This is a genomic window from Microvirga pudoricolor (assembly GCF_016892705.1).
In the GTDB taxonomy this organism is placed as follows: Bacteria; Pseudomonadota; Alphaproteobacteria; order Rhizobiales; family Beijerinckiaceae; genus Microvirga; species Microvirga pudoricolor.
Genome location: NZ_JAFEMB010000009.1, coordinates 23603 through 42460 on the forward strand (window position 1 = coordinate 23603; position 18858 = coordinate 42460).

General features: G+C 56.7%; 17 protein-coding genes. 11 read left to right on the forward strand and 6 right to left on the reverse strand.

What is annotated here, in order from left to right:
* Positions 1 to 21: 21 nt before the first annotated feature.
* The 5 genes from ILT42_RS21145 to ILT42_RS21165 all read left to right on the forward strand — a co-directional run bounded on the left by ILT42_RS21145 (position 22) and on the right by ILT42_RS21165 (position 4117).
* Positions 22 to 492 (forward strand): (R)-mandelonitrile lyase, encoded by a 471-nt coding sequence (locus ILT42_RS21145; protein WP_407664651.1) that lies wholly within the window; start codon positions 22 to 24, stop codon positions 490 to 492.
* 112 nt (positions 493 to 604) lie between these two features.
* Positions 605 to 1654, forward strand: a complete 1050-nt coding sequence (locus ILT42_RS21150) for an NAD(P)-dependent alcohol dehydrogenase (protein WP_204217989.1) — start codon at positions 605 to 607, stop codon at positions 1652 to 1654.
* Positions 1655 to 1810: 156 nt separating this feature from the next.
* A complete protein-coding gene (locus tag ILT42_RS21155; RefSeq protein ID WP_204217990.1) occupies positions 1811 to 2281 on the forward strand; it encodes a cyclophilin-like fold protein in 471 nt (156 codons plus the stop codon).
* Positions 2282 to 2348: 67 nt separating this feature from the next.
* On the forward strand, positions 2349 to 3740 hold the full coding sequence (locus ILT42_RS21160) for an adenylate/guanylate cyclase domain-containing protein (RefSeq protein WP_204217991.1): 1392 nt from the start codon (positions 2349 to 2351) through the stop codon (positions 3738 to 3740).
* A 107-nt stretch (positions 3741 to 3847) separates the two neighbouring features.
* Positions 3848 to 4117 (forward strand): DUF6665 family protein, encoded by a 270-nt coding sequence (locus ILT42_RS21165; protein WP_204217992.1) that lies wholly within the window; start codon positions 3848 to 3850, stop codon positions 4115 to 4117.
* Between the two features lie 292 nt (positions 4118 to 4409).
* Here ILT42_RS21165 and ILT42_RS21170 read toward each other — a convergent pair whose 3' ends face one another.
* From ILT42_RS21170 to ILT42_RS21190, 5 genes are all read right to left on the reverse strand, one after another.
* On the reverse strand, positions 4410 to 4982 hold the full coding sequence (locus ILT42_RS21170) for a recombinase family protein (RefSeq protein ID WP_204217993.1): 573 nt from the start codon (positions 4980 to 4982) through the stop codon (positions 4410 to 4412).
* A gap of 158 nt (positions 4983 to 5140) precedes the next feature.
* Positions 5141 to 7372: a S8 family peptidase gene (locus ILT42_RS21175; protein WP_204217994.1), complete on the reverse strand. Its 2232-nt coding sequence runs from the start codon at positions 7370 to 7372 to the stop codon at positions 5141 to 5143.
* A gap of 121 nt (positions 7373 to 7493) precedes the next feature.
* Entirely contained in the window at positions 7494 to 8576 is a 1083-nt protein-coding gene (locus tag ILT42_RS21180; protein WP_204217995.1) for an AAA family ATPase, read from the reverse strand.
* Between the two features lie 199 nt (positions 8577 to 8775).
* Complete coding sequence (locus ILT42_RS21185; protein ID WP_204217996.1) at positions 8776 to 9444, reverse strand: uracil-DNA glycosylase; 669 nt, start codon at positions 9442 to 9444, stop codon at positions 8776 to 8778.
* Positions 9441 to 10586, reverse strand: a complete 1146-nt coding sequence (locus tag ILT42_RS21190; protein WP_204217997.1) for a nucleoside triphosphate pyrophosphohydrolase family protein — start codon at positions 10584 to 10586, stop codon at positions 9441 to 9443. Before ILT42_RS21190 ends, ILT42_RS21185 begins: the two co-directional genes overlap by 4 nt.
* Before the next feature lie 182 nt (positions 10587 to 10768).
* Between ILT42_RS21190 and ILT42_RS21195 the strand changes: the two genes are divergently transcribed.
* Both ILT42_RS21195 and ILT42_RS21200 read left to right on the forward strand, forming a co-directional pair.
* Positions 10769 to 11173, forward strand: coding sequence for a hypothetical protein (locus tag ILT42_RS21195; protein WP_204217998.1), 405 nt, complete (start codon positions 10769 to 10771; stop codon positions 11171 to 11173).
* 1 nt (position 11174) lies between these two features.
* On the forward strand, positions 11175 to 11762 hold the full coding sequence (locus ILT42_RS21200) for an Nmad2 family putative nucleotide modification protein (protein WP_267874495.1): 588 nt from the start codon (positions 11175 to 11177) through the stop codon (positions 11760 to 11762).
* A 28-nt stretch (positions 11763 to 11790) separates the two neighbouring features.
* On the opposite strand, the gene ILT42_RS21205 is transcribed toward ILT42_RS21200, so the two are convergent.
* Positions 11791 to 13071, reverse strand: a complete 1281-nt coding sequence (locus tag ILT42_RS21205; protein ID WP_204218000.1) for a site-specific integrase — start codon at positions 13069 to 13071, stop codon at positions 11791 to 11793.
* Between the two features lie 494 nt (positions 13072 to 13565).
* On the opposite strand from ILT42_RS21205, the gene ILT42_RS21210 reads away from it, so the two are divergent.
* From ILT42_RS21210 to cyoC, 4 genes are all read left to right on the forward strand, one after another.
* Positions 13566 to 14909 carry an MFS transporter gene (locus tag ILT42_RS21210; RefSeq protein WP_204218001.1) on the forward strand — a complete coding sequence of 448 codons (1344 nt, stop codon included), beginning with the start codon at positions 13566 to 13568 and terminating at the stop codon, positions 14907 to 14909.
* An 86-nt stretch (positions 14910 to 14995) separates the two neighbouring features.
* Positions 14996 to 16201, forward strand: coding sequence for a ubiquinol oxidase subunit II (gene cyoA, locus ILT42_RS21215; protein WP_204218002.1), 1206 nt, complete (start codon positions 14996 to 14998; stop codon positions 16199 to 16201).
* A 15-nt stretch (positions 16202 to 16216) separates the two neighbouring features.
* Complete coding sequence (gene cyoB / locus ILT42_RS21220) at positions 16217 to 18220, forward strand: cytochrome o ubiquinol oxidase subunit I (RefSeq protein WP_229428843.1); 2004 nt, start codon at positions 16217 to 16219, stop codon at positions 18218 to 18220.
* A gap of 4 nt (positions 18221 to 18224) precedes the next feature.
* A complete protein-coding gene (gene cyoC, locus ILT42_RS21225) occupies positions 18225 to 18851 on the forward strand; it encodes a cytochrome o ubiquinol oxidase subunit III (protein WP_229428844.1) in 627 nt (208 codons plus the stop codon).
* Positions 18852 to 18858: the final 7 nt, after the last annotated feature.

Sequence of the window (18858 nt, forward strand, 5' to 3'; positions counted from 1 at the left end):
TGTCTTCTGAAAGGATTCAACGTGAAGAACACACTCCTTGCAGCCACCATGACCGCAGCCACACTCGGTGGCGCGCCAGCCAATGCACAGAACATCCAGGTTTTCCCGAGTGGCTCCTCGCCGTCGGTGATTGCCGATCCGAAGAACTTCTCAGGCCAGGTGGTAGTCGATCTTCTCACGCCGCCTTCCGTCGAGACCCCGGCTTCGTCGGGTCTCGTGACCTTCGCCCCGCGCGCCCGCACCGCGTGGCATAGCCATCCGGCGGGTCAGACGCTCATCGTCACGGCTGGCAAGGGCTGGGTACAGCGCGAAGGCCAGGCTCGCCAGGAGATCAAGCCGGGCGATGTCGTGTGGATTCCGGCAGGGATCAAGCACTGGCATGGCGCAACCGACACCAACGGCATGAGTCACATCGCGATCACTTATATCCAGAACGGCAAGAACGCTGATTGGATGGAACTGGTGACCGATGAGGAATACGCCACCCGATAGCGTCTTGTTCGATTGAGAGGGGATCATGAGGGCGGCTTAATACATGCCTTGGTGGCTTCGCTGCCCCTCTCAAACACCTGCCCAATTATCTCATCAACGAAAGTATGTTTCCATGACTGTAAAAGCCTTTGGCGCCTATGCTGGCGACAAGCCACTGGAGCCGATGGACATCAGCCGTCGGTCTGTCGGTCCGCACGATGTCCGCATCGAGATCGTTTTCTGCGGCGTGTGCCACTCAGACATCCATCAGGTGCGCTCTGAATGGGCGGGCACCTTGTACCCTTGCGTGCCGGGCCACGAGATCGTTGGCCGGGTGTCGTCGGTCGGTGCGCATGTGACGAGCCACCAGGTCGACGATCTCGTCGGCGTGGGGTGCATCGTCGATAGCTGCAAGCGCTGCGACGATTGCAGCGACGGGTTGGAAAACTATTGCGACCACATGGTCGGCACCTACAACGGCCCCACACCCGATGCGCCGGGTCACACACTGGGAGGCTACTCGCAGCAGATCGTGGTACATGAGCGTTACGTGCTGCGCATCAGCCACCCCGAGGAGCAACTGGCTGCCGTCGCGCCTCTGCTGTGTGCAGGCATCACGACATACTCGCCGCTACGCCACTGGAACGTCGGCCCCGGCCACAAGGTGGGCGTTGTCGGTATCGGCGGCTTGGGTCACATGGGCATCAAGCTCGCGAACGCGATGGGCGCGCACGTGGTGGCGTTCACCACCTCCGAGTCGAAGCGCGAGGCTGCCAAGGCACTGGGCGCTTATGAAGTCGTCGTCTCTCGCAATGCGGATGAGATGGCGGCACACATCAAGAGCCTCGACTTCATCCTCAACACGGTGGCGGCGCCACATGACTTGGATGCCTTCCTCGTGCTGCTTAAGCGCGATGGCACCATGACGCTGGTGGGCGCTCCTGCGACGCCGCATCCGTCGCCGGAGGTGTTCAGCCTGATCATGAAGCGCCGCAGCCTGGCCGGCTCGATGATCGGCGGCATTCCCGAGACGCAGGAGATGCTGGATTTCTGTGCCGAGCACGGGATCGTCGCCGACATCGAGCTGATCCGAGCAGACGGGATCAATGAAGCCTACGAGCGAATGCTCAAGGGCGACGTGAAGTATCGCTTCGTGATCGACACCGCATCCCTGGCAGCCTGACCTCGGTTGAGAGTGCCGTTAGCCGCCTGACAGCCAACATCATGAAGCCTTCGTCGGCTCGGGGATTATTTGGTTCTCCGAGCTGGCAGCCACAGGTTAGCCCAGATAGAAAGGCTGATATAGGAGGGGCCTATGCCAATAATACGGAGCATGTCCATGGCGATGAGACCATTGACAATCAGCCGCCGCACGATGCTCAGCGCCACGCTTGCGGCTGCCGTGCCGCATCTGGCCTACGGTCAGACTGGCAGGGATCCGGCAAGCCAGAAGCCAACCGATGTGAAGATCAGGCTCACCTTCGGTGGTCAAACCATGACGGCCACGCTCTACGACAACCCGTCGGCCCGCGACTTGGCCACGCTACTCCCCCTGGATCTTACCATCGACGACTACGGCAACAACGAGAAGATCGCCTATCTGCCGCGTAAGCTCACTGAGGACGGCAGCGGCCCCTTCGGTAACGAGCTTCCGGGCGATCTCTGCTACTTCAAGCCCTGGGGCAATCTCGCTATGTTCTACGCCGATTACCGCTGGGACGGCCTGATCCGACTTGGTCGCTTCGACGGCAGCTTCGAGCCGCTGCGGGTGCGCGGCAAGTTCCCGCTGCGCATCGAGCGCATCCGATAGGGGCTAGCTCAATTGCCGTTGCCACTAAATTCAGACCCAGAGCCTTTGAGATCATCAGAGCGAGCATATGTCTGACTTGGCAACCCGGATGGTCGGCTTCGTGTCCAGAACCTTGGAGAGGCTTGGATCCCTTAGGTCTCGCAGAAACTCACGGGTTCGTCTTCGGGCGAGCATTCGACAGGCAGAACTCGAAGGTCTCCAGTTCGCCTTCTACGCTCGGCTGACCGCGATCATTATCGTCTCCATCTGGCTGGTCTGGCTCGTACCTTGGCCACGCGATCTCTATTACGGCACTTACGCCTTCGGATTCTTCCTCCTGGGCTATATTCCGTACCGCCTGAGGCACCATCGTCACGGCGAAACAATCAAACTGGGCTTCATCGTCCTGGACGTAGCGTTGGTAACGGCAGCGATCCTGGCCCCGCCGCCAGCGAGCCTCGGCGGAGAATGGCCCATCCAGACCCGCCTGCGCGGGCAGGAATTCCTCTACGTTCTCCTTCTCCTCGGGGAGGCTGCACTCACCTACTCCCCGAGGAGAGTGCTCTGGACGGGTGTGTCGATCCTCGTCATCTGGTCGATTGGCGTCTTTACGATCTACTCCCTGCCGGACACGCTGCGGATCAACGATGCGGCTGCCGAGGGAACGCTCACGTCAGCCGCAGTCCTGGATCTTTCCTTCAAGCCTGCCTTCGTCGGCCTGACGGCCTGGTACACTCAGCTTGTTGCAACCTCACTATTCACCCTGCTCATCACACTGGCCGTCTGGCGCAGCCGGCGGACCTTGCTGAACCAGGTCAAGGCCGAAGTCATGCGCGCTGATCTAGCGCGCTACGTCTCTCCGGACGTGGTCGAGGCACTCACCAAGCGTGGAGAAACGGCATTCGGAGAGCCGGCAACACGGACGGTGGCTATTGTGTTCGCGGACATCGTCGGCTTCACCAAGCTCACCGAGATACTCTCGCCCGAGCGCACGTTCGCCTTGCTGAGGAGCTTTCAGGAGCGGAGTAGCGCCATCGTGTTCAAGCATGGCGGCACCCTCGACAAGTATCTTGGCGACGGCTTCATGGCCACCTTCGGCTCCCTCGGCTTGCAATCGGACGCGCCGGCCCGCGCGCTCGCGTGCGCCTTTGAACTCCAGCAGGAGATCGAGCGCTGGAGCCGAAAAAGGTCCGGCCGTGGCGCCAATCCGCTGCGTGTCTCGGTCGGAGTTCACTGCGGCCCGGTGACAGTAGGCAATCTCGGCGGCAGGGAACGCGTGGAGTTTACCGTCGTGGGCGACGTCGTGAATGTGGCGAGCAGGCTCGAGGAGGTGACGCGCGAGATTGGCGGCTCGATTATCGCCTCGGAGGATTGCATCCGCGCCGCGGGAGATCCGGAGTGGCTCACGAGGTTCCAATTCTCCCGCCAAGTTCAGCTCCGTGGCAGGCAGCAAGGCCTCCTCGTCCACATCGCCTCATGACAGATGCCGCCGGACGTGGCCGCTGCGGGCTTGCGTCAGGGTGTCGCGTTCACCCGTGAGGGCTGCGGCCCCATCTCCTCCACATCGTCTCGTTGCGGAGATCTGAGATGGCAGTTCGCATTCCCCAGAGCTTGTTGACCGGCCTTCAGCCGGAGACGGGCTGGAGCGTGCTTGATTATGAACTCAGGGAGCAGAAAGCGCGTACGCTCGGCACCTTGAGCAGCCAGGTCGAGCAGGCTCTGGCGGCGTTGCGGGTCTTCGATGCCGAAGCGCACGAGCCTGACCGGGAGCGTCGTCACCGTGCCTTGCTGGACGATGCAGCCGATCTCGTCTTGGCCTTCATGATCCAGCGGGAGCTCTGCGGTCTCCGGAATTAGGACGCTGTAGTGAAGGACTACGGCATTCCGCGTGAGGTACTGAACCGGGTAGGGCAAGTCAGGCGCAGGGCGGGCTAGCCGAATGGGTATCCAGCCCGCTCCCACGAGTAGCCTGAATCGCCTCGATCACAAGCTTGGGCTCAGACGGTCTCCTCTGGGTCAAAATGAGAAGTAAGGCAGAGATTACAAAGGTCCGCTTGCTACTGGTTTTTGGAACTTCTTGGCCATCTAGCTGATGGAATTTCGACTTGATCGATTTTTCTAGCTTGGGCCGCGAAGAGCGGCATTCTGCTCATCGACTATCGGTTGCTTTGCCCGCCTGACCATTTTCCAGTATTCGATACACCTGCATCCGTGAGCATCCGATTGCCTGCGCGATGGCAGTCGGGCCCTTGCCTTGCGTATACAGACTCAAGATCTTATCGTGATCCAATCGACGCTTGCCGCCGCGATAGGAGCCATGGGCCTTGGCTTCCTCAATGCCGTCGCGTTGCCGCTCCTTGATGAAGCGTCGCTCCATTTGAGCGACCATGCCGAGAACCGTCAGTACTATATGACCCATCTCGCCTCTGGTTGAGACATGGGGATCTAGCACCGTCACGAAAGCGCCCTTCTGCTCGCATTCGTGGATCAGGTTGAGCACATCCCGTGTGTCCCTGCCGAGACGATCAAGCCGAGTGACCACAAGCTCATCGCCCGGTCGGAGAAAGTCGAGGATAGTCGCTAGTTCAGTACGGCCATCGCGGCTCGCCCCTGACACTTTCTCGGAGCGAATGACCTCGCAGCCTTCAGCTTTGAGCTTCGCAAGCTGTGTATCAAGATCTTGGTCGGTGGTGCTGACGCGGGCGTAACCGATGCGGGCCATATGTCACCTCAGGGTTTAGGCCCGACCGTAGCAGTGTCACAAATAGGCCCGTCAACCCAGATGTGACATGAAATTCAGTGCCCTAAGTGACGTCACCTCAGGGTATACCCTGAGGTGACGTGTCACGACTTCATTGGAAGTAATTGCAAAGCAATATTTTAGGCGACAACCATGGCCACGTTGAGGTTTTCAATTATCGCTTGAACCTCTGAATAAAGGTCTGCCTCTACTTCGCCAGCGTCGATTTCGACGATCAACGAGAAGCGGGCCGAGCGGGTGTCTGGATCAGGGACCGACTTAGACTTCCACCATCCGCTTACGGGGTGAACAGCTAGGATATTGCGGCGAGCAAGATCCGATGCAGCACAGGTAAGCTCATCAATGTGAAGTGATCCAACATCTCTGCGGTTGCGTCCGAACATCCAGCCATCGTTTTCCTCGATTACCGGAGCTTCTGGTTGGTCCGCAACCTTGCTAATTCTAGCTATGAAGTCGGACTCACTCTCGTTCGCGCGGTTGAGCTTGAATCGTAGATTATGTGAGGCATAGCGGAACTTAGAGCCGCGTGCTGGTTCAGAAGGATTAGGAGCAATGAACGTGCTCAACGCGACGCGCAGTGTGACAGGTGCGTTTGTGAGCTTTCGTAACTCCTCTACAGGCCATGGAAGTGTGAAGAGCTTCATCTCATTATGAGTGTGCTCTAATCCTGATTTACCGCTTTTGCGGAAGGGCGTGATCGCATCTTGTACAATAAGTGTCAGTGCATTTGATGCGCTTCTACGTGCGCGAGCCATATCAGGGACGCCAAATCCGTAACGCTTAAAGAGCGGTGCATAATGCCCTTTCCCTGGATTATTAGGTAGATGGCTCCGCATTTGATCCGTCCAGCGTGCCGACGACACAAACAGCGCCCGGATCGTTTCTGGCCAGAGGTTTGGGTAGTCGGACCAAAGCTCTGTAATTGCTTTTGCAGCCAAGGCGGTCGCGCCACTGGTCTCCCCGCAGGTGGTAAATGCACGCTGCGGATATGTATGGTCAGTTGTAAGCAGCGATAGCGCCGGATGTTTCATCGGCGGAGGTAGACCATTGACCACCCAATTCCCACCCTCAAATACAACATCAGGCTTGATCGGCCAATGAGAAGACCAGCTAGCTGTTCTTGAGGACGGAGCCAAGTCGCCCACAGGTGCCAGTGGTGTACCGGGCTCATCGGGTGGAATAACATTCTTGCTCGTATAGGCACCTACACTGATGACATTCCATGCTTGGGCAGGGGATTCGATCTCATGGTCTGGAAGATCGCAAACAGGCAGGTAGTTATCATTACCAAAATGGTTCTGGTTGGTGTTTCCTGCAGATACCAACATGAGTCGCTGGATTTTCTTATTACCCGATACGCCTGCTGTTAACTGGTCGAGTGCACTTGACCATGACGTTGGGGCTCCATCATGAGGTGTGTCGTCTTCAGTCGTGCTCGCCATAGTGAAGGTGCGACGGCGATCTGCCATTGCTTCAGCGGCATTGATGCCTGCCCCCGTGGTTGCACCTAAAAGGTGGTGAGGGTTTTGCCCTGCATCTGGAATTATTTTTGCTGATTCAAGCCTGTATCTAATTTGAATAGGGGATCTAGTTTGAAGAGTGAGCGTCAAGTCGCCATAAAGTGAAAGACCGGCCAATTGTGTCCCATGCCCAACCTGATCTTCTACGCCCCATGCTGGATCAGCGGCGTGCCGATCAGCTGAGTCGAGTGCAGGAGAGATCAGCGGATGAGCGCGACTAACGCCTCTATCTAATAGAGTTATATAGTTGAAATCGCCGACGCCGTCGAATGTTGTCAAAGCAGTTAATGCGTCCAACCACTCAGCTTGCTCCTCAACCGGCATAGCATCGAAGTAGTCAGCAGTGACGGTAGGAGCGGCGAGAGCACGAACTCCTGCAAGACGGCGGATCGCGAGAGCAAGCGCATCGCGCGTTGCAGCTGCGATTACGACAGTGTCTTCCGGGAATTCTAAGCGGTCATCACTAACTGCAACACCGTATTCTCTTGCGTGGGCAATGAAGGTGTTCGCGTGTTCTTTGTCGAGCCAAACTTCCCATGAAACCGGGCCTGCTGTTTCGGGAAATTTGTGATTTGGACTCCGCCATAGCGCACGGAGTCCTGCCTCGACTATAGAGGCGATACTCTGGACAAGATCAGCATTGAATGGGCGGCCTTCGCTACCATCCTTCTGCGGCCGGTTCTTCTCCCCAAAATCTTCAATTTTTCGTCGTAGCTTGTCCAACCCTTCAGGTGATGCAAATACAGTCGCTCTTGTCGGCTGCCCTTCCTCGACGCTAGAGGCGACCTTAAGAAGTGTTATGCCACTTACGTTGAGGCTTTTGGTAGCCATAATCTCGCCGGGTCTACCTTCAATATCGAGGTAGACACCTGGTAGTGCCGCTGTCCTTATATCAGGGAGACCATCAAGTGCTCGTAGAAGCGATTGAGCGTGCGCAACCCGGTCAGTAACATCATTTGGATGTCTTGTTATGGGCTGCCCTTTTGGTTTGAACTTTTCGTCCCGCCCCAAGCCGTTTATTATGAAGTGTTGGCGATCCCGCGCCATTCAGACCTACCCCTATCCCTTGTAGTGAGCGGCGCCGTTCAAGAGATGCAATTAGTGCAAGGGTCTCAATAAGGCTTGAGCCTCCTAGCACTGCTCTCCTTGCCGCATCCTCACCAGCTGCAATAACATCAGCCGTTGATAATCCTTCTGCGCATCGAGCAACTTCCGGCCAGTTAACCTGCCTAATGTCAAAGCCTGTTAAGCGGCGCCGCATCGCTTTCTCGATGGCAGACCCAGCAGGCATCTCATAGGAAAGAACAAGATCAAAGCGTCGAAGGACAGCACGATCAAGAATTTGTGGAATGTTGGTTGTAGCGACGATGATAGATGGGCCCATATCCTCATCCAAAAATTGGAGAAAGGAATTAAGTATGCGGCGGGCTTCCCCTATGTCGTTCTCCGAACCACGTGTCGCTGCAAGGGCATCGATCTCATCAAATAAATAAATACCTCGCGTTGTTCGGACGGCATCGAAAATCATCCGCAACTTTTGTGCCGTCTCCCCCATGAATTTTGTGATCAGACCATGTAGCAGAACTGTAAAAAGGGGAAACTTGAGTTCACCCGCAAGCGCAGCGGCACTTAAGGTCTTGCCTGTACCAGGCGGACCTGCAAGCAATAATCTACGCCGTGGCCTTAGTCCCTTCTCTTCGAGCCGCTCTGTCATCCGGGTTTCGGTAACAACGTGCGCTAGCTCATCTTCCAAGTGAAGAGGCAGGATCACATCAGCTAGACGTGTCGTTGGATAGCTCGCGCTAAGTAAGCCAGCGAGGTCTCCACGCGGGGCGGTTATGGGGGTAAAATTTGGACGACTAACCTTTGTAGGAGCCTGGCCTGCCTCCGCCCATTGCCGAAGTTGCTCCGCAAGTCGCGTGTGCCCCTTTTGAGCTTCAGCTGCGGCAAGCTGCATAGCAAGGTCGAAGAACCGAGATTCGTCCCCCTCTGCATGGCTTTTAACTAGCCCAATAAGTTGCTGAGCAGATGCCATATTATGCCTATCGGTGCCCTATACCCCGCCGCAACCATCCATACAGAAGCCAACGTTCCACAATATACCATGCCGACTGCATATCGCGTACCGTCCAGTCAACGTTTTCCCAAAGAGTTTAGTTCTTTGGAACCAAGCTTTTACACACACATAAGTTAGGGATTAAGGTCTATATTCCTATGAATGACCGCCTCGTTAGTCATATCAGATGAAGTTGATGACTGTTCTCTGGTTGGCATCTGAGATGATAAAGGCTTTCTAAACTCTCTATGAATTCAGTTTGCCCGCCATAGCTGGGATGGCGCACCGCTACCGCCTCAATATCGAGATCGAGCAGTGCCGATTGTGCATCCCGCCCAATTGCAACGACACGCTTGGGTCTGAGAGCCTCTATCAGACTGTTCAGTAGTGGTTTGCACGCTATACGTTCAGCGGATGTGTGACATCTATTCGTCAAAGGCTCGTTGGGAGCATGCGGATGAAACGGAAAGACATTCCAAAGGAACACCGGCTGCTCAATAGCTTTTAACATACGCCAAACTACAGTTGCCGTTCTCTCTGCGACTGGTGGGCCTTTGGTTGCTCGATCAAGAGGCGCAGTGCCAAAGAGTTCAGTGTGCGAGGGCAGATGCACCTCGTCAGTAAGGGCAAGCCCTGTGCGCCTTCCGCCTCTATACCCAAGATCGCGTGCAATCCAAAAAGAATGCACACCACGTTCCAAGGCTGCACTTAAGACGGCCTCAAGATTCCTTCGACGAATAGCAGGTGCGTCTTCGGCATCGCAATCAGGGCACAAATCTGAGTATGGGTTAAACGCATTCGCGAAACGCAGCGAAGCGAGATCGGCTACAAACGTTGCAGGGTTCATAGCGGAAGCTCCTGCACAATCATATCTCGCTTGTCTAGATCAAGAACGAGTAGCCCGCGGCGTTTCATCTGCAAGAAGCGAAAAGCTGCATTGCCTTTGAGGATGGCCTCCTCCCAAAGCCACAACGGGCAGTTCTCTGCTTCAAAACCTTTGACGAAGCTTCTTGCAACTTTGAGCATTGTAAAATCGAGTTCATTTCTACCCTCGAAAAAATTGTGCTCCTTAGCTCTACTAAATACGTAAGCGACAACGCCTTCTTCGATAATTCCGGCTCGCGCTCCATCCTCACCATCATCGATTTTTGTTTTGCTCTTGCGTTTGAGCTTGAGCAATGCACGAGTAACGGGCGACCAGCCTAGGACAGCTGCATAAGCATAATGGAAGACATCATGGAAACGATAAAAATCCTCGACAACATTATTGTCTGTTAAGCGGTCGCCAATATTCACGCCACGGCATCTTTGGTACACGTACATCTTACCTGCTGACTCTCGCTCAAATATCTCGATTTCAAGCTGACGAGGAAGCTGTTCTTCCTGCGGAAAATCGATGTCAAAGAGGGGTGGGGGCGTTCTATTAGTTGGCCATCTATCCTGTGCCTTTTCAATATTTCGGATAGCTGCGTCCTCGAGAGTAACACCTGCCTCATTGGCGGCGTCAATAAGGGTATCGAGAACGCCGGAAAGCATATCGCGTAACGATAGTGTGCTGTTTTGAAAATCATCCATGTCGTTACCAGCGAGCTTACCCACAGCAGTCGCTAGTTTTAGTAGTGTGCGCTCAAATGCAGTAGATGGTGCTGATAAGGGTAAGCCAGCCTGAGGCTGCAAATTGACGAATCTAATATGAAGGGCTGCTGTTCGGTTGTTCTCTGAAACTAAATCAGAAAGCCTTAGGTTGGCGTGGTGAGCAATAATTGCTAAATACCATAGTGTGTCGCCGAATTCTTCAACAACACCATTCTCATATGTATCATAAGATTGAGAGTCTCGCTGCTTTTTCTTAACTTCGCTAAGTAAGCTTCCAGTTTCGCCGAATAAACCTAATATTGGTAATGACAATCTACTAGTTACAAGGTTAGTTCTGTCAGTCTTGACCGCTAAGGACTGATATTCATCAAGCGTCATCGAATAGTCGCTCATACTAGCCCCGTATACGGAATTCGCCACCTTCTATCATGAGAATGTAGAAAATTAAACTTATGCGTGCAAGGGACTTGCCATTATAAGCTGTGAAACTTTAATACTAGAGCCGAGCTTTTCCACTGCGTGAATGCAATGGGAAGCGGCAGACCCTTTAGCGACGAAGTTTCTCGGAGAAGTTGATGCCAAAAGCATATGTTTTAAATGAAAAGCTATCAAATGCCGATCGAGAAGCGATTGCAGGTTTGTTGACGCAGAATGGCTACAGTCCCCATTTTGGTTTCCCAGAAAATCTGCCTGCTCTGAACCCTCAAGTTGACATAGGCGTAGTTTGCCTGCCGATTGATCTATCGGAGCAGTCGTCTCTTCAAGAATACATTCAAGCCCTTATGGCTGCTGGTATACGTGTTGTGTCGATATGGCTTCATCCAGCAGATGCCTTACCTTTAGGAGTTGAGAAATTCGGTTCTGCGGCTGTTGCCATAGACTCTCCCAAGGTAAAAGAAGCCTTGCAAGGTGAGGCGATATGGGAGGGGGCAAGCGGAGAGCAGCGGCCTCAACAACCAATGACTCGGAATAGGTGCTGAGTTGTCAGTTTATACTTATGTCGTCGAACATGATATGGGTTTCGCGCCTAATCCATTCTGGGGTATATGCACACTCGCTAATTGTAAACCGCAGATCAGGAAGAAGGCGGTCGAAGGTGATATTGTCATTGGCACGGGATCCTCTGGAGCAAAGCTTGCAGGTCATCTTATTTATTGGATGAAAGTCGAATACATCATGAATTTTGATGAGTATTGGAGAGATCCCCGATTTCGCCTCAAGCGCCCAATACTCAACGGGAGCAAGGCCCAACAATTTGGAGACAATATTTACTATACCGATGGAAGTGGAAAAATCCGCCAACTCGACTCCTTCCATAGTGAACCTAATGGTGTGGTGAGTATCGGAAATCTAAAGCGAGACACAGGTCGAACCAATCGTGTCCTTGCCGGGAAAAGTTTTTCTTACTTCGGTAAAAGGGCACCATTAATACCAGACGAGCTTCGCTTCATGGTCAAAAAGGGTCCAGGGCACAAATGTAGATTTACGAATGCGCAGAAAGTCGCAATTGCTCAATGGCTAGATGACCTAGGTACATTTGGCCTACACGGTGAGCCTGTCAGATGGTAGGTGCCCTCATGATCCGGCCTTGCCAACATCAAGCTCTCTCCATAGCAGACGAAATTTGCGTTGAAATTAAATCTGCAGCTCTCCGAAGCGGATCAGCATCGAGATGAGCGTACCGTGCTGTCGTTCGAGGCTGTGTATGTCCGAGCAACTTACCGACAATCGGTAAGCCGAGGCTAGCTCCAGTGCCTATGGATGCGAAGGTGTGACGTAGATCGTGAAGTCGCACACCTTCCAAACTTGCCCGAAGCTGGATCGCAGCCCATGGCTTCTTGAGGTCTGCACGGGGCTGATCCTTCTTGGCCCCTTCTATGACATAGACGCTGTTCTTGGGAAGGCTCTTAAGAACCTCTAAAGCAACATTGCTAAACATCAGTGGCTTCCGGCCCGTTTTGCTATCAGGCAGAAATGCCATGCCTCTTTCGAGATCCACTTCCTGCCAACGCAGGTGTAGAATTTCCCTTAGGCGAGCACCTGTGAAGAGAAGAAGCCGTAGAGCCGCAATGGCTGCGGGCTCCGGCTTAGTGCGCCGGTTCTCGGGGGCTGCAAGGTGTTTCGCCTTCGGTTTAGTCTCATCAACCTGCCACGGGAGTCCGATGGTTTCGGCTTCAATAAGGGCAGCTCCTAGCCTCCCAAGCTCCTCAGAGGTCAGGTATCGCTCACGTCCTTGCTCCGGGTACTTGTCTATGCCCCTAACCGGATTATAGCCTTCAGGGACGATCTCACGTTTGCCAAGGAATGTATAAAGACTGCTGACGATGGAAAGGGTCCGGTTGGCCTGAATAGGGCTGTCCTTCATCTTGTGATGAAGCTTCAGGAGGTCGGCCCGCGTGACCTTCTCCGCTGGACGATTGCCGATCTCAGGGATGACATGCCGCTTGAGAGCCGAGGTGTATTCCAGTGCCGTTCTCTCCTTTCGCTTCGGATTGACGTGCTCCTTTAGGTACAGGTCTATGGCATCCTTTACGATCATCGCTGCCTTCGCAGCTGCCACTTGGGCCGCCGGGTCTGAGCCGACAGCAACCGCTCCAAGGATGTTCTGGGCTTGGGCGCGGGCCTGATCAGGGGTCAGATGGCCATGACGGCCAATGGTCATGAAGCGTTTGGGAGCAGTGCGGCCCAGCCCCTTGGGGCGATATCGAACAATGTAGGTCTTCTTGCCTGATGTTTCGATCCGAATTCCGAAGCCGGAAATGTCGCTATCCCATAGAATGTACCGAGAGGGTCCCGGCAGGGCTTGATCGACCGCGCGTTTGGTCAGGCGAGTGGTAGTTTCAGGCATAACGAATCCGTCCAAAAATCGGGTCTGCATCGGTGGTCACCAAGTGCGTTTGGTGACCACATGGTGACCACGCGGACGGGAAAGTCAACGAGAGGACAGGGAGTGTCGGGAAATAAATATTTTTGTTTATCAATAACTTAGAGCGTTTCTGGGGAGTGGCGGGGAATCTCGGGGAATAGGAAAAAACCGATTGTGGATCTGGGGGTCCCCCGTTCGAGCCGGGGCGGCTGTACCATTCTCCGCACAACTCGATCATGGCCACGTTGATGGGTAATCTCCATCGAGGTGTGCTTGCGCTCCGACCGGCTTGGCCGTGGCGCGGGTGTCGCGAGGGTTCCGCGCACCCGACGGGACGCCGATCCTAGGAGCCGAAGGTCAACATCTGCCGCTGGCGGGCGGCGCTCGAAATGCCTCTGGATGGAGGGCCGGGCCCGCGCTTTGTCGCGGCTTTTTGGCTTGCGCCGCTGGGAGAGTTCGCCTCTTAATGACGCCGGTGAACGATTTCGCTGCAGGGGAACGTCTAGATGGCGGTGGATCAGGTTCAAGGCTCGCAACCCACATCCACGGCGCTCGAGCGCGATGCCAGGTTGGCCTCCACCGATCACAAGGTCGCTCCGAGCGAGATCGCCATCGGCGTCATCATCGGCCGCACGGCGGAATATTTCGACTTTTTCGTGTTCGCCATCGCGTCCGTTGTGGTGTTCCCCAAAGTCTTTTTCCCGTTCGCGGATCCCCTGACGGGAACGCTCTACGCCTTCGCCATGTTCTCGCTGGCGTTCATCGCCCGCCCCGTCGGCACGGTCATCTTCACGGCCGTTGATCGACACTACGGGCGCGGCGTGAAGCTGACGATCGCGCTCTTCCTGCTCGGCTTTTCCACCATGGCCATCTCGTTCCTGCCCGGCTATGCCCGGATCGGGGCTTGGGCACTTTATCTCCTCGGGATCCTGCGGATCGGGCAGGGCCTGGCCCTGGGCGGCGCCTGGGATGGTCTCGCATCGCTTCTCGCCCTGAACGCGCCGATCCACCGCCGGGGCTTTTACGCTGCACTTCCCCAACTCGGCGCCCCTCTGGGCTTCATGGTCGCGAGCGTCCTGTTTGCGTTCTTCATGCTCAATCTGACGGAGGAGGACTTCCTGGACTGGGGCTGGCGCTATCCGTTCTTCTGCGCCTTTGCCGTCAACGTCGTGGCCTTGTTCGCGCGCCTCAGGCTTGTGGCCACGGACGAGTTTTCGAGCCTGCTCGAGCGGCGGCGCCTGGAGCCTTCGCCGATCATCCCGCTCGTGCGCAACTATTCCCGCGTGCTCCTCACCGGGGCGCTGATTCCCCTGGCGAGCTTTGCCCTCTTCCATCTCGTCACGGTCTTCCCCATCAGCTGGATCAGCCTTTTCACACAGCGCTCCGCCGGCGAGTTCTTGATGATACAATGTTCGGGAGCATTCATTTGCGCGGGCGCGGTCTTCGCGTCTGGCCTCATCGCCGACCAGATCGGGCGACGCACGCTCCTGATGGTTTCCGCGGGCCTGATCGCCATCTTCGCCATCGGAAGCACGATCGCCCCGCTGCTCATCGAGGAAAACGCGATCGGGCAGACGATTTACGTGAATGCCGGCTTCGCCTTGCTGGGGCTGTCCTACGGTCAGTCCTCCGGGGCGGTCACGTCGGAACTCGACCAGCGCTACCGCTACACAGGGGCGGCCCTCACGAACGACCTTGCTTGGCTGCTCGGTGCGGGTTTCGCGCCGTTGATCGTGCTTTTCCTCTCAGCCCGCTACGGCTTGGCCTGTGTGGGACTCTACCTGCTCTCTGGAGCGGTCACGACCCTCATCGCGCTCAGCCTGTCACGTTCGGAAATCCGGCAAGTTTGACGGACGCGTTCGCAGATGCGCCCGATGTGTCAAAATTCTTCCCAAGGTCCGAGGCTGCGATGCACCATGGAGCGACGGCCCTAGCCATGCATTCCACTTCTCCATCCATCCAGCCAAACTCGAACCGCCTGTCGGTGGGAAAAGTCGTCCGCCTGCTGGCGGTATTGTCCGGATCCGCCTGGCTCGCCGGATGCGACCTGATCGTGATGAACCCGGCCGGCGACGTGGCCGTCCAACAGCGCAACCTCATCATCGCATCCACGGCGCTGATGCTGCTCGTGATCGTTCCCGTGATCGCTCTGACCTTCGTGTTCGCTTGGCGCTACAGGGCGACGAATACGGATGCGACATACGATCCGGACTGGCATCATTCCACGCAGCTCGAGGTGGTCATCTGGACCGTGCCGCTGCTGATCATCATCGCACTCGGCGCCATGACCTGGATCAGTACACACACCCTAGATCCCTATCGGCCCCTCAGCCGGATTGCGCCCAACCAGCCGGTGCCCGCCGACGTGAAGCCGCTCTCGGTCGAGGTCGTGGCGCTCGACTGGAAATGGCTGTTCATTTACCCGGAACTGGGCATCGCCAGCGTCAACGAGATGGCTGCCCCCGCGAATGTCCCGATCACCTTCAGGATCACGTCTTCATCCGTCTGGAACACTTTCTACGTGCCCGCCATGGCCGGGATGATCTACGCCATGCCCGGCATGCAGACGAAGCTGCACGCCGTCATGAACCAGGAAGGGGACTTCACGGGTATCTCGGGACAGTATAGCGGATCGGGCTTCTCCCGGATGAATTTCAAGTTCCGCAGCCTGAATCAGCAGGGCTTCGATGAGTGGGTGGCCAAGGTCAGGTCCGCCACGGGCCCTCTCGACCGCAACGTCTATACCGAGCTCGAGAAGCCTAGCGAAGCGGTGCCCATTCAGCATTATGGAACCGTCGAGGGCGGTTTGTTCGACGCCATTCTCGGCCTATGCGTCGCTCCGGGGCAGATGTGCGTGCACGAGATGCATCACATCGACCGCATGGGCGGGTCCAGCGAAGGCAGCGAAGAGAACCGCAAGCGTCTCGACTACGACAATCGGCGCCTGGAGCGCGGCGAAGAGCCATCTGGGGCGACGTTCCCGGCCTCGGGCCGCGCCCCCAGGAGCCCGGAGGAGCCCCAGGGCGTGATGCCGCGCGGAGATGACAATGCCAACAGGCCCGGATCCGGCCAACCTGGTGCGGGAAGCGGTCCCGCGCCATCCCAGTTGAACACCCAGCCGAACGAACCTCACCGGCACTGACTCGGACGAGATCCCATGTTTTCGGACAGCAACCTTCTGCAATTCATCTTCGGTCGTTTGACGATCGACGCCATCCCCTACCACGATCCCATCCTGGTCGGGACCTTCCTGGTCGTGGCGGTGATCGGCACGGCCATCCTGGCCGCCATCACATGGTATGGGAAATGGGGCTATCTCTGGCGGGAGTGGTTCACCAGCGTCGATCATAAGAAGATCGGCATCATGTATATCGTGCTGGCCATCGTGATGCTCCTCCGGGGCTTTGCCGACGCCATCATGATGATCACCCAGAAGGCGCTGGCGGTCGGGGCGTCGGAAGGCTACCTGCCCCCGCACCATTACGATCAGATCTTCACGGCTCACGGAACGATCATGATTTTCTTCATGGCGATGCCGTTCGTGACGGGGATCATGAACTACATCATGCCGCTGCAGATCGGGGCCCGGGACGTGGCGTTCCCGTTCCTCAACAATTTCAGCTTCTGGATGACCGTCGGCGGCGCGATCCTCATCATGATGTCCCTTTTCGTCGGCGAATTCTCGCGAGCCACCTGGCTGGCGTACCCGCCGCTGTCGGGATCCGCCTATAGCCCCGGGGTCGGGGTCGACTACTATATATGGGGGCTCCAGATCGCCGGTGTCGGGACCACGTTGTCAGGCATCAACCTGATCGCCACCATCGTCAAGATGCGTGCTCCCGGCATGACGATGATGAAGATCCCCATCTTCTGCTGGACGACCCTTTGCAGCAATGCCCTGATCGTCACGATCTTTCCGGTCCTGACTGCGACGCTGACGCTTCTGGCGCTCGATCGCTATGTCGGAACTCGGTTCTTCACGAACGACTTCGGCGGCAACTCGATGCTGTACATGAACCTCATCTGGATTTGGGGTCACCCCGAGGTCTACGTGCTGATCCTGCCCGCCTTCGGCATCTTCTCGGAGGTCGTGTCCACATTCTGCGGCAAGAGGCTCTTCGGCTACACGTCAATGGTCTATGCCACCGCCGTCATCGCCGTCATATCCTGGCTGGTTTGGCTGCACCATTTCTTCACGATGGGTTCGGGGGCCAGCGTCAACGCCTTCTTCGGCATCACGACGATGATCATCTCGATCCCAACGGGCGCGAAAGTCTTCAACTGGCTCTTCACCATGTACCGGGGGCGGATCCGCTTCGAGACGCCCATGATCTGGGTCATGGGCTTCATCCCGACATTCGTGCTCGGCGGATTGACCGGCGTGCTGCTCGCCGTGCCGCCGGCCGACTTCGTGCTCCACAACAGCCTGTTCCTGGTCGCGCACTTCCACAACGTCATCATCGGCGGCGTGGTCTTCGGGCTTTTCTCCGGGGTCAACTATTGGTTCCCTAAGGCTTTCGGCTTCAAGCTCGACCCCTTCTGGGGCAAAGTCTCTTTCTGGTGCTGGCTGGCCGGTTTCTGGGTCGTCTTCACGCCAATCTATGCTCTCGGTCTCATGGGTGTGACGCGCCGGACCCAGCATTTCGAGGATCCAAGCCTGCAGCCATACCTTCTCGTCGCCGCCTTCGGGGCCTTCATCATCCTCGCCGGCATCCTGGCCCTCCTCGTCCAGCTCGCGGTCAGCTATTTCAAGCGGGCGCAGCTGCGTGACACCACGGGCGATCCCTGGCATGGCCGGACCCTCGAATGGTCGACCACTTCGCCGCCGCCGCCCTACAACTTCGCGTTCACGCCCGTGGTGCATGATCTCGATGCGTGGTGGGACATGAAGAATCGCGGCCACGACCATCCGCTCGAGGGCTTCAAGCCGATCCATATGCCCAAGAACACGAGCACTGGCGTGTTCCTGGCCGTGCTGAGCACGGCTCTCGGCTTCGCCCTGGTCTGGTATATCTGGTGGTTGGCGGCCCTGTCGTTCGTCGGGCTGATCGCGGTCGCGATCCATCATACCTTCAACTACAATCGCGACTACTACATCCCGGCCGAGGACGTCGTCCGCTTCGAAAGCCACAGAATGGCGCAGCCCGCGGGAGGAGCCTGAGCCGATGCACGAGATGACTCCTCCGCCGGGCGCCAAGGCGCCGGTTTTCTACGAGCAGGAAGATCACGCCCACGGCGATGGCGGCACGCTGTTCGGCTTCTGGCTCTACCTGATGGGCGACTGCCTCATCTTCGCGGTCCTGTTTGCGACGTACGGAGTGCTGGGGCGCAACTACGCCGCAGGGCCGTCCGGAGCCGATCTCTTCGATCTGCGGCTGGTTGCGCTCAACACGAGCCTCCTTCTCCTGTCATCGATCACCTACGGGTTCGCGATGCTGGAGATGGGACAGCAGAATGTCAGAAAGACCCTGATATGGCTGGCGGTCACGGGCCTTTTGGGCGCCACCTTCGTGAGCCTCGAGCTCTACGAGTTCGCCCACATGTTCCGCGAAGGCGCAACGCCTCAGCGCAGCGCCTTCCTGTCCTCGTTTTTCGCGCTTGTGGGAACGCACGGGCTGCACGTGACGGTCGGCATCGTTTGGCTCGTGACCCTCATGGTGCAGGTGCGCCGCTTCGGACTGATCGAGGACAACCAGCGCCGACTCATGTGCCTGTCGATGTTCTGGCACTTTCTGGACGTGGTCTGGATCGGCGTGTTCACCTTCGTCTACCTGATGGGATCCATGCGATGAGTCGAGC

Coding starts and splice junctions, on each gene's coding strand:
- cyoB (WP_229428843.1), top strand. CDS start 16,217: ATGTTTTCGGACAGCAACCTTCTGCAATTCATCTTCGGTCGTTTGACG.
- ILT42_RS21165 (WP_204217992.1), top strand. CDS start 3,848: ATGGCAGTTCGCATTCCCCAGAGCTTGTTGACCGGCCTTCAGCCGGAG.
- cyoA (WP_204218002.1), top strand. CDS start 14,996: ATGCATTCCACTTCTCCATCCATCCAGCCAAACTCGAACCGCCTGTCG.
- ILT42_RS21190 (WP_204217997.1), bottom strand. CDS start 10,586: ATGAGCGACTATTCGATGACGCTTGATGAATATCAGTCCTTAGCGGTC.
- ILT42_RS21170 (WP_204217993.1), bottom strand. CDS start 4,982: ATGGCCCGCATCGGTTACGCCCGCGTCAGCACCACCGACCAAGATCTT.
- ILT42_RS21155 (WP_204217990.1), top strand. CDS start 1,811: ATGGCGATGAGACCATTGACAATCAGCCGCCGCACGATGCTCAGCGCC.
- ILT42_RS21210 (WP_204218001.1), top strand. CDS start 13,566: ATGGCGGTGGATCAGGTTCAAGGCTCGCAACCCACATCCACGGCGCTC.
- ILT42_RS21175 (WP_204217994.1), bottom strand. CDS start 7,372: ATGGCTACCAAAAGCCTCAACGTAAGTGGCATAACACTTCTTAAGGTC.
- ILT42_RS21205 (WP_204218000.1), bottom strand. CDS start 13,071: ATGCAGACCCGATTTTTGGACGGATTCGTTATGCCTGAAACTACCACT.
- ILT42_RS21195 (WP_204217998.1), top strand. CDS start 10,769: ATGCCAAAAGCATATGTTTTAAATGAAAAGCTATCAAATGCCGATCGA.
- ILT42_RS21150 (WP_204217989.1), top strand. CDS start 605: ATGACTGTAAAAGCCTTTGGCGCCTATGCTGGCGACAAGCCACTGGAG.
- ILT42_RS21185 (WP_204217996.1), bottom strand. CDS start 9,444: ATGAACCCTGCAACGTTTGTAGCCGATCTCGCTTCGCTGCGTTTCGCG.
- ILT42_RS21180 (WP_204217995.1), bottom strand. CDS start 8,576: ATGGCATCTGCTCAGCAACTTATTGGGCTAGTTAAAAGCCATGCAGAG.
- cyoC (WP_229428844.1), top strand. CDS start 18,225: ATGCACGAGATGACTCCTCCGCCGGGCGCCAAGGCGCCGGTTTTCTAC.
- ILT42_RS21160 (WP_204217991.1), top strand. CDS start 2,349: ATGTCTGACTTGGCAACCCGGATGGTCGGCTTCGTGTCCAGAACCTTG.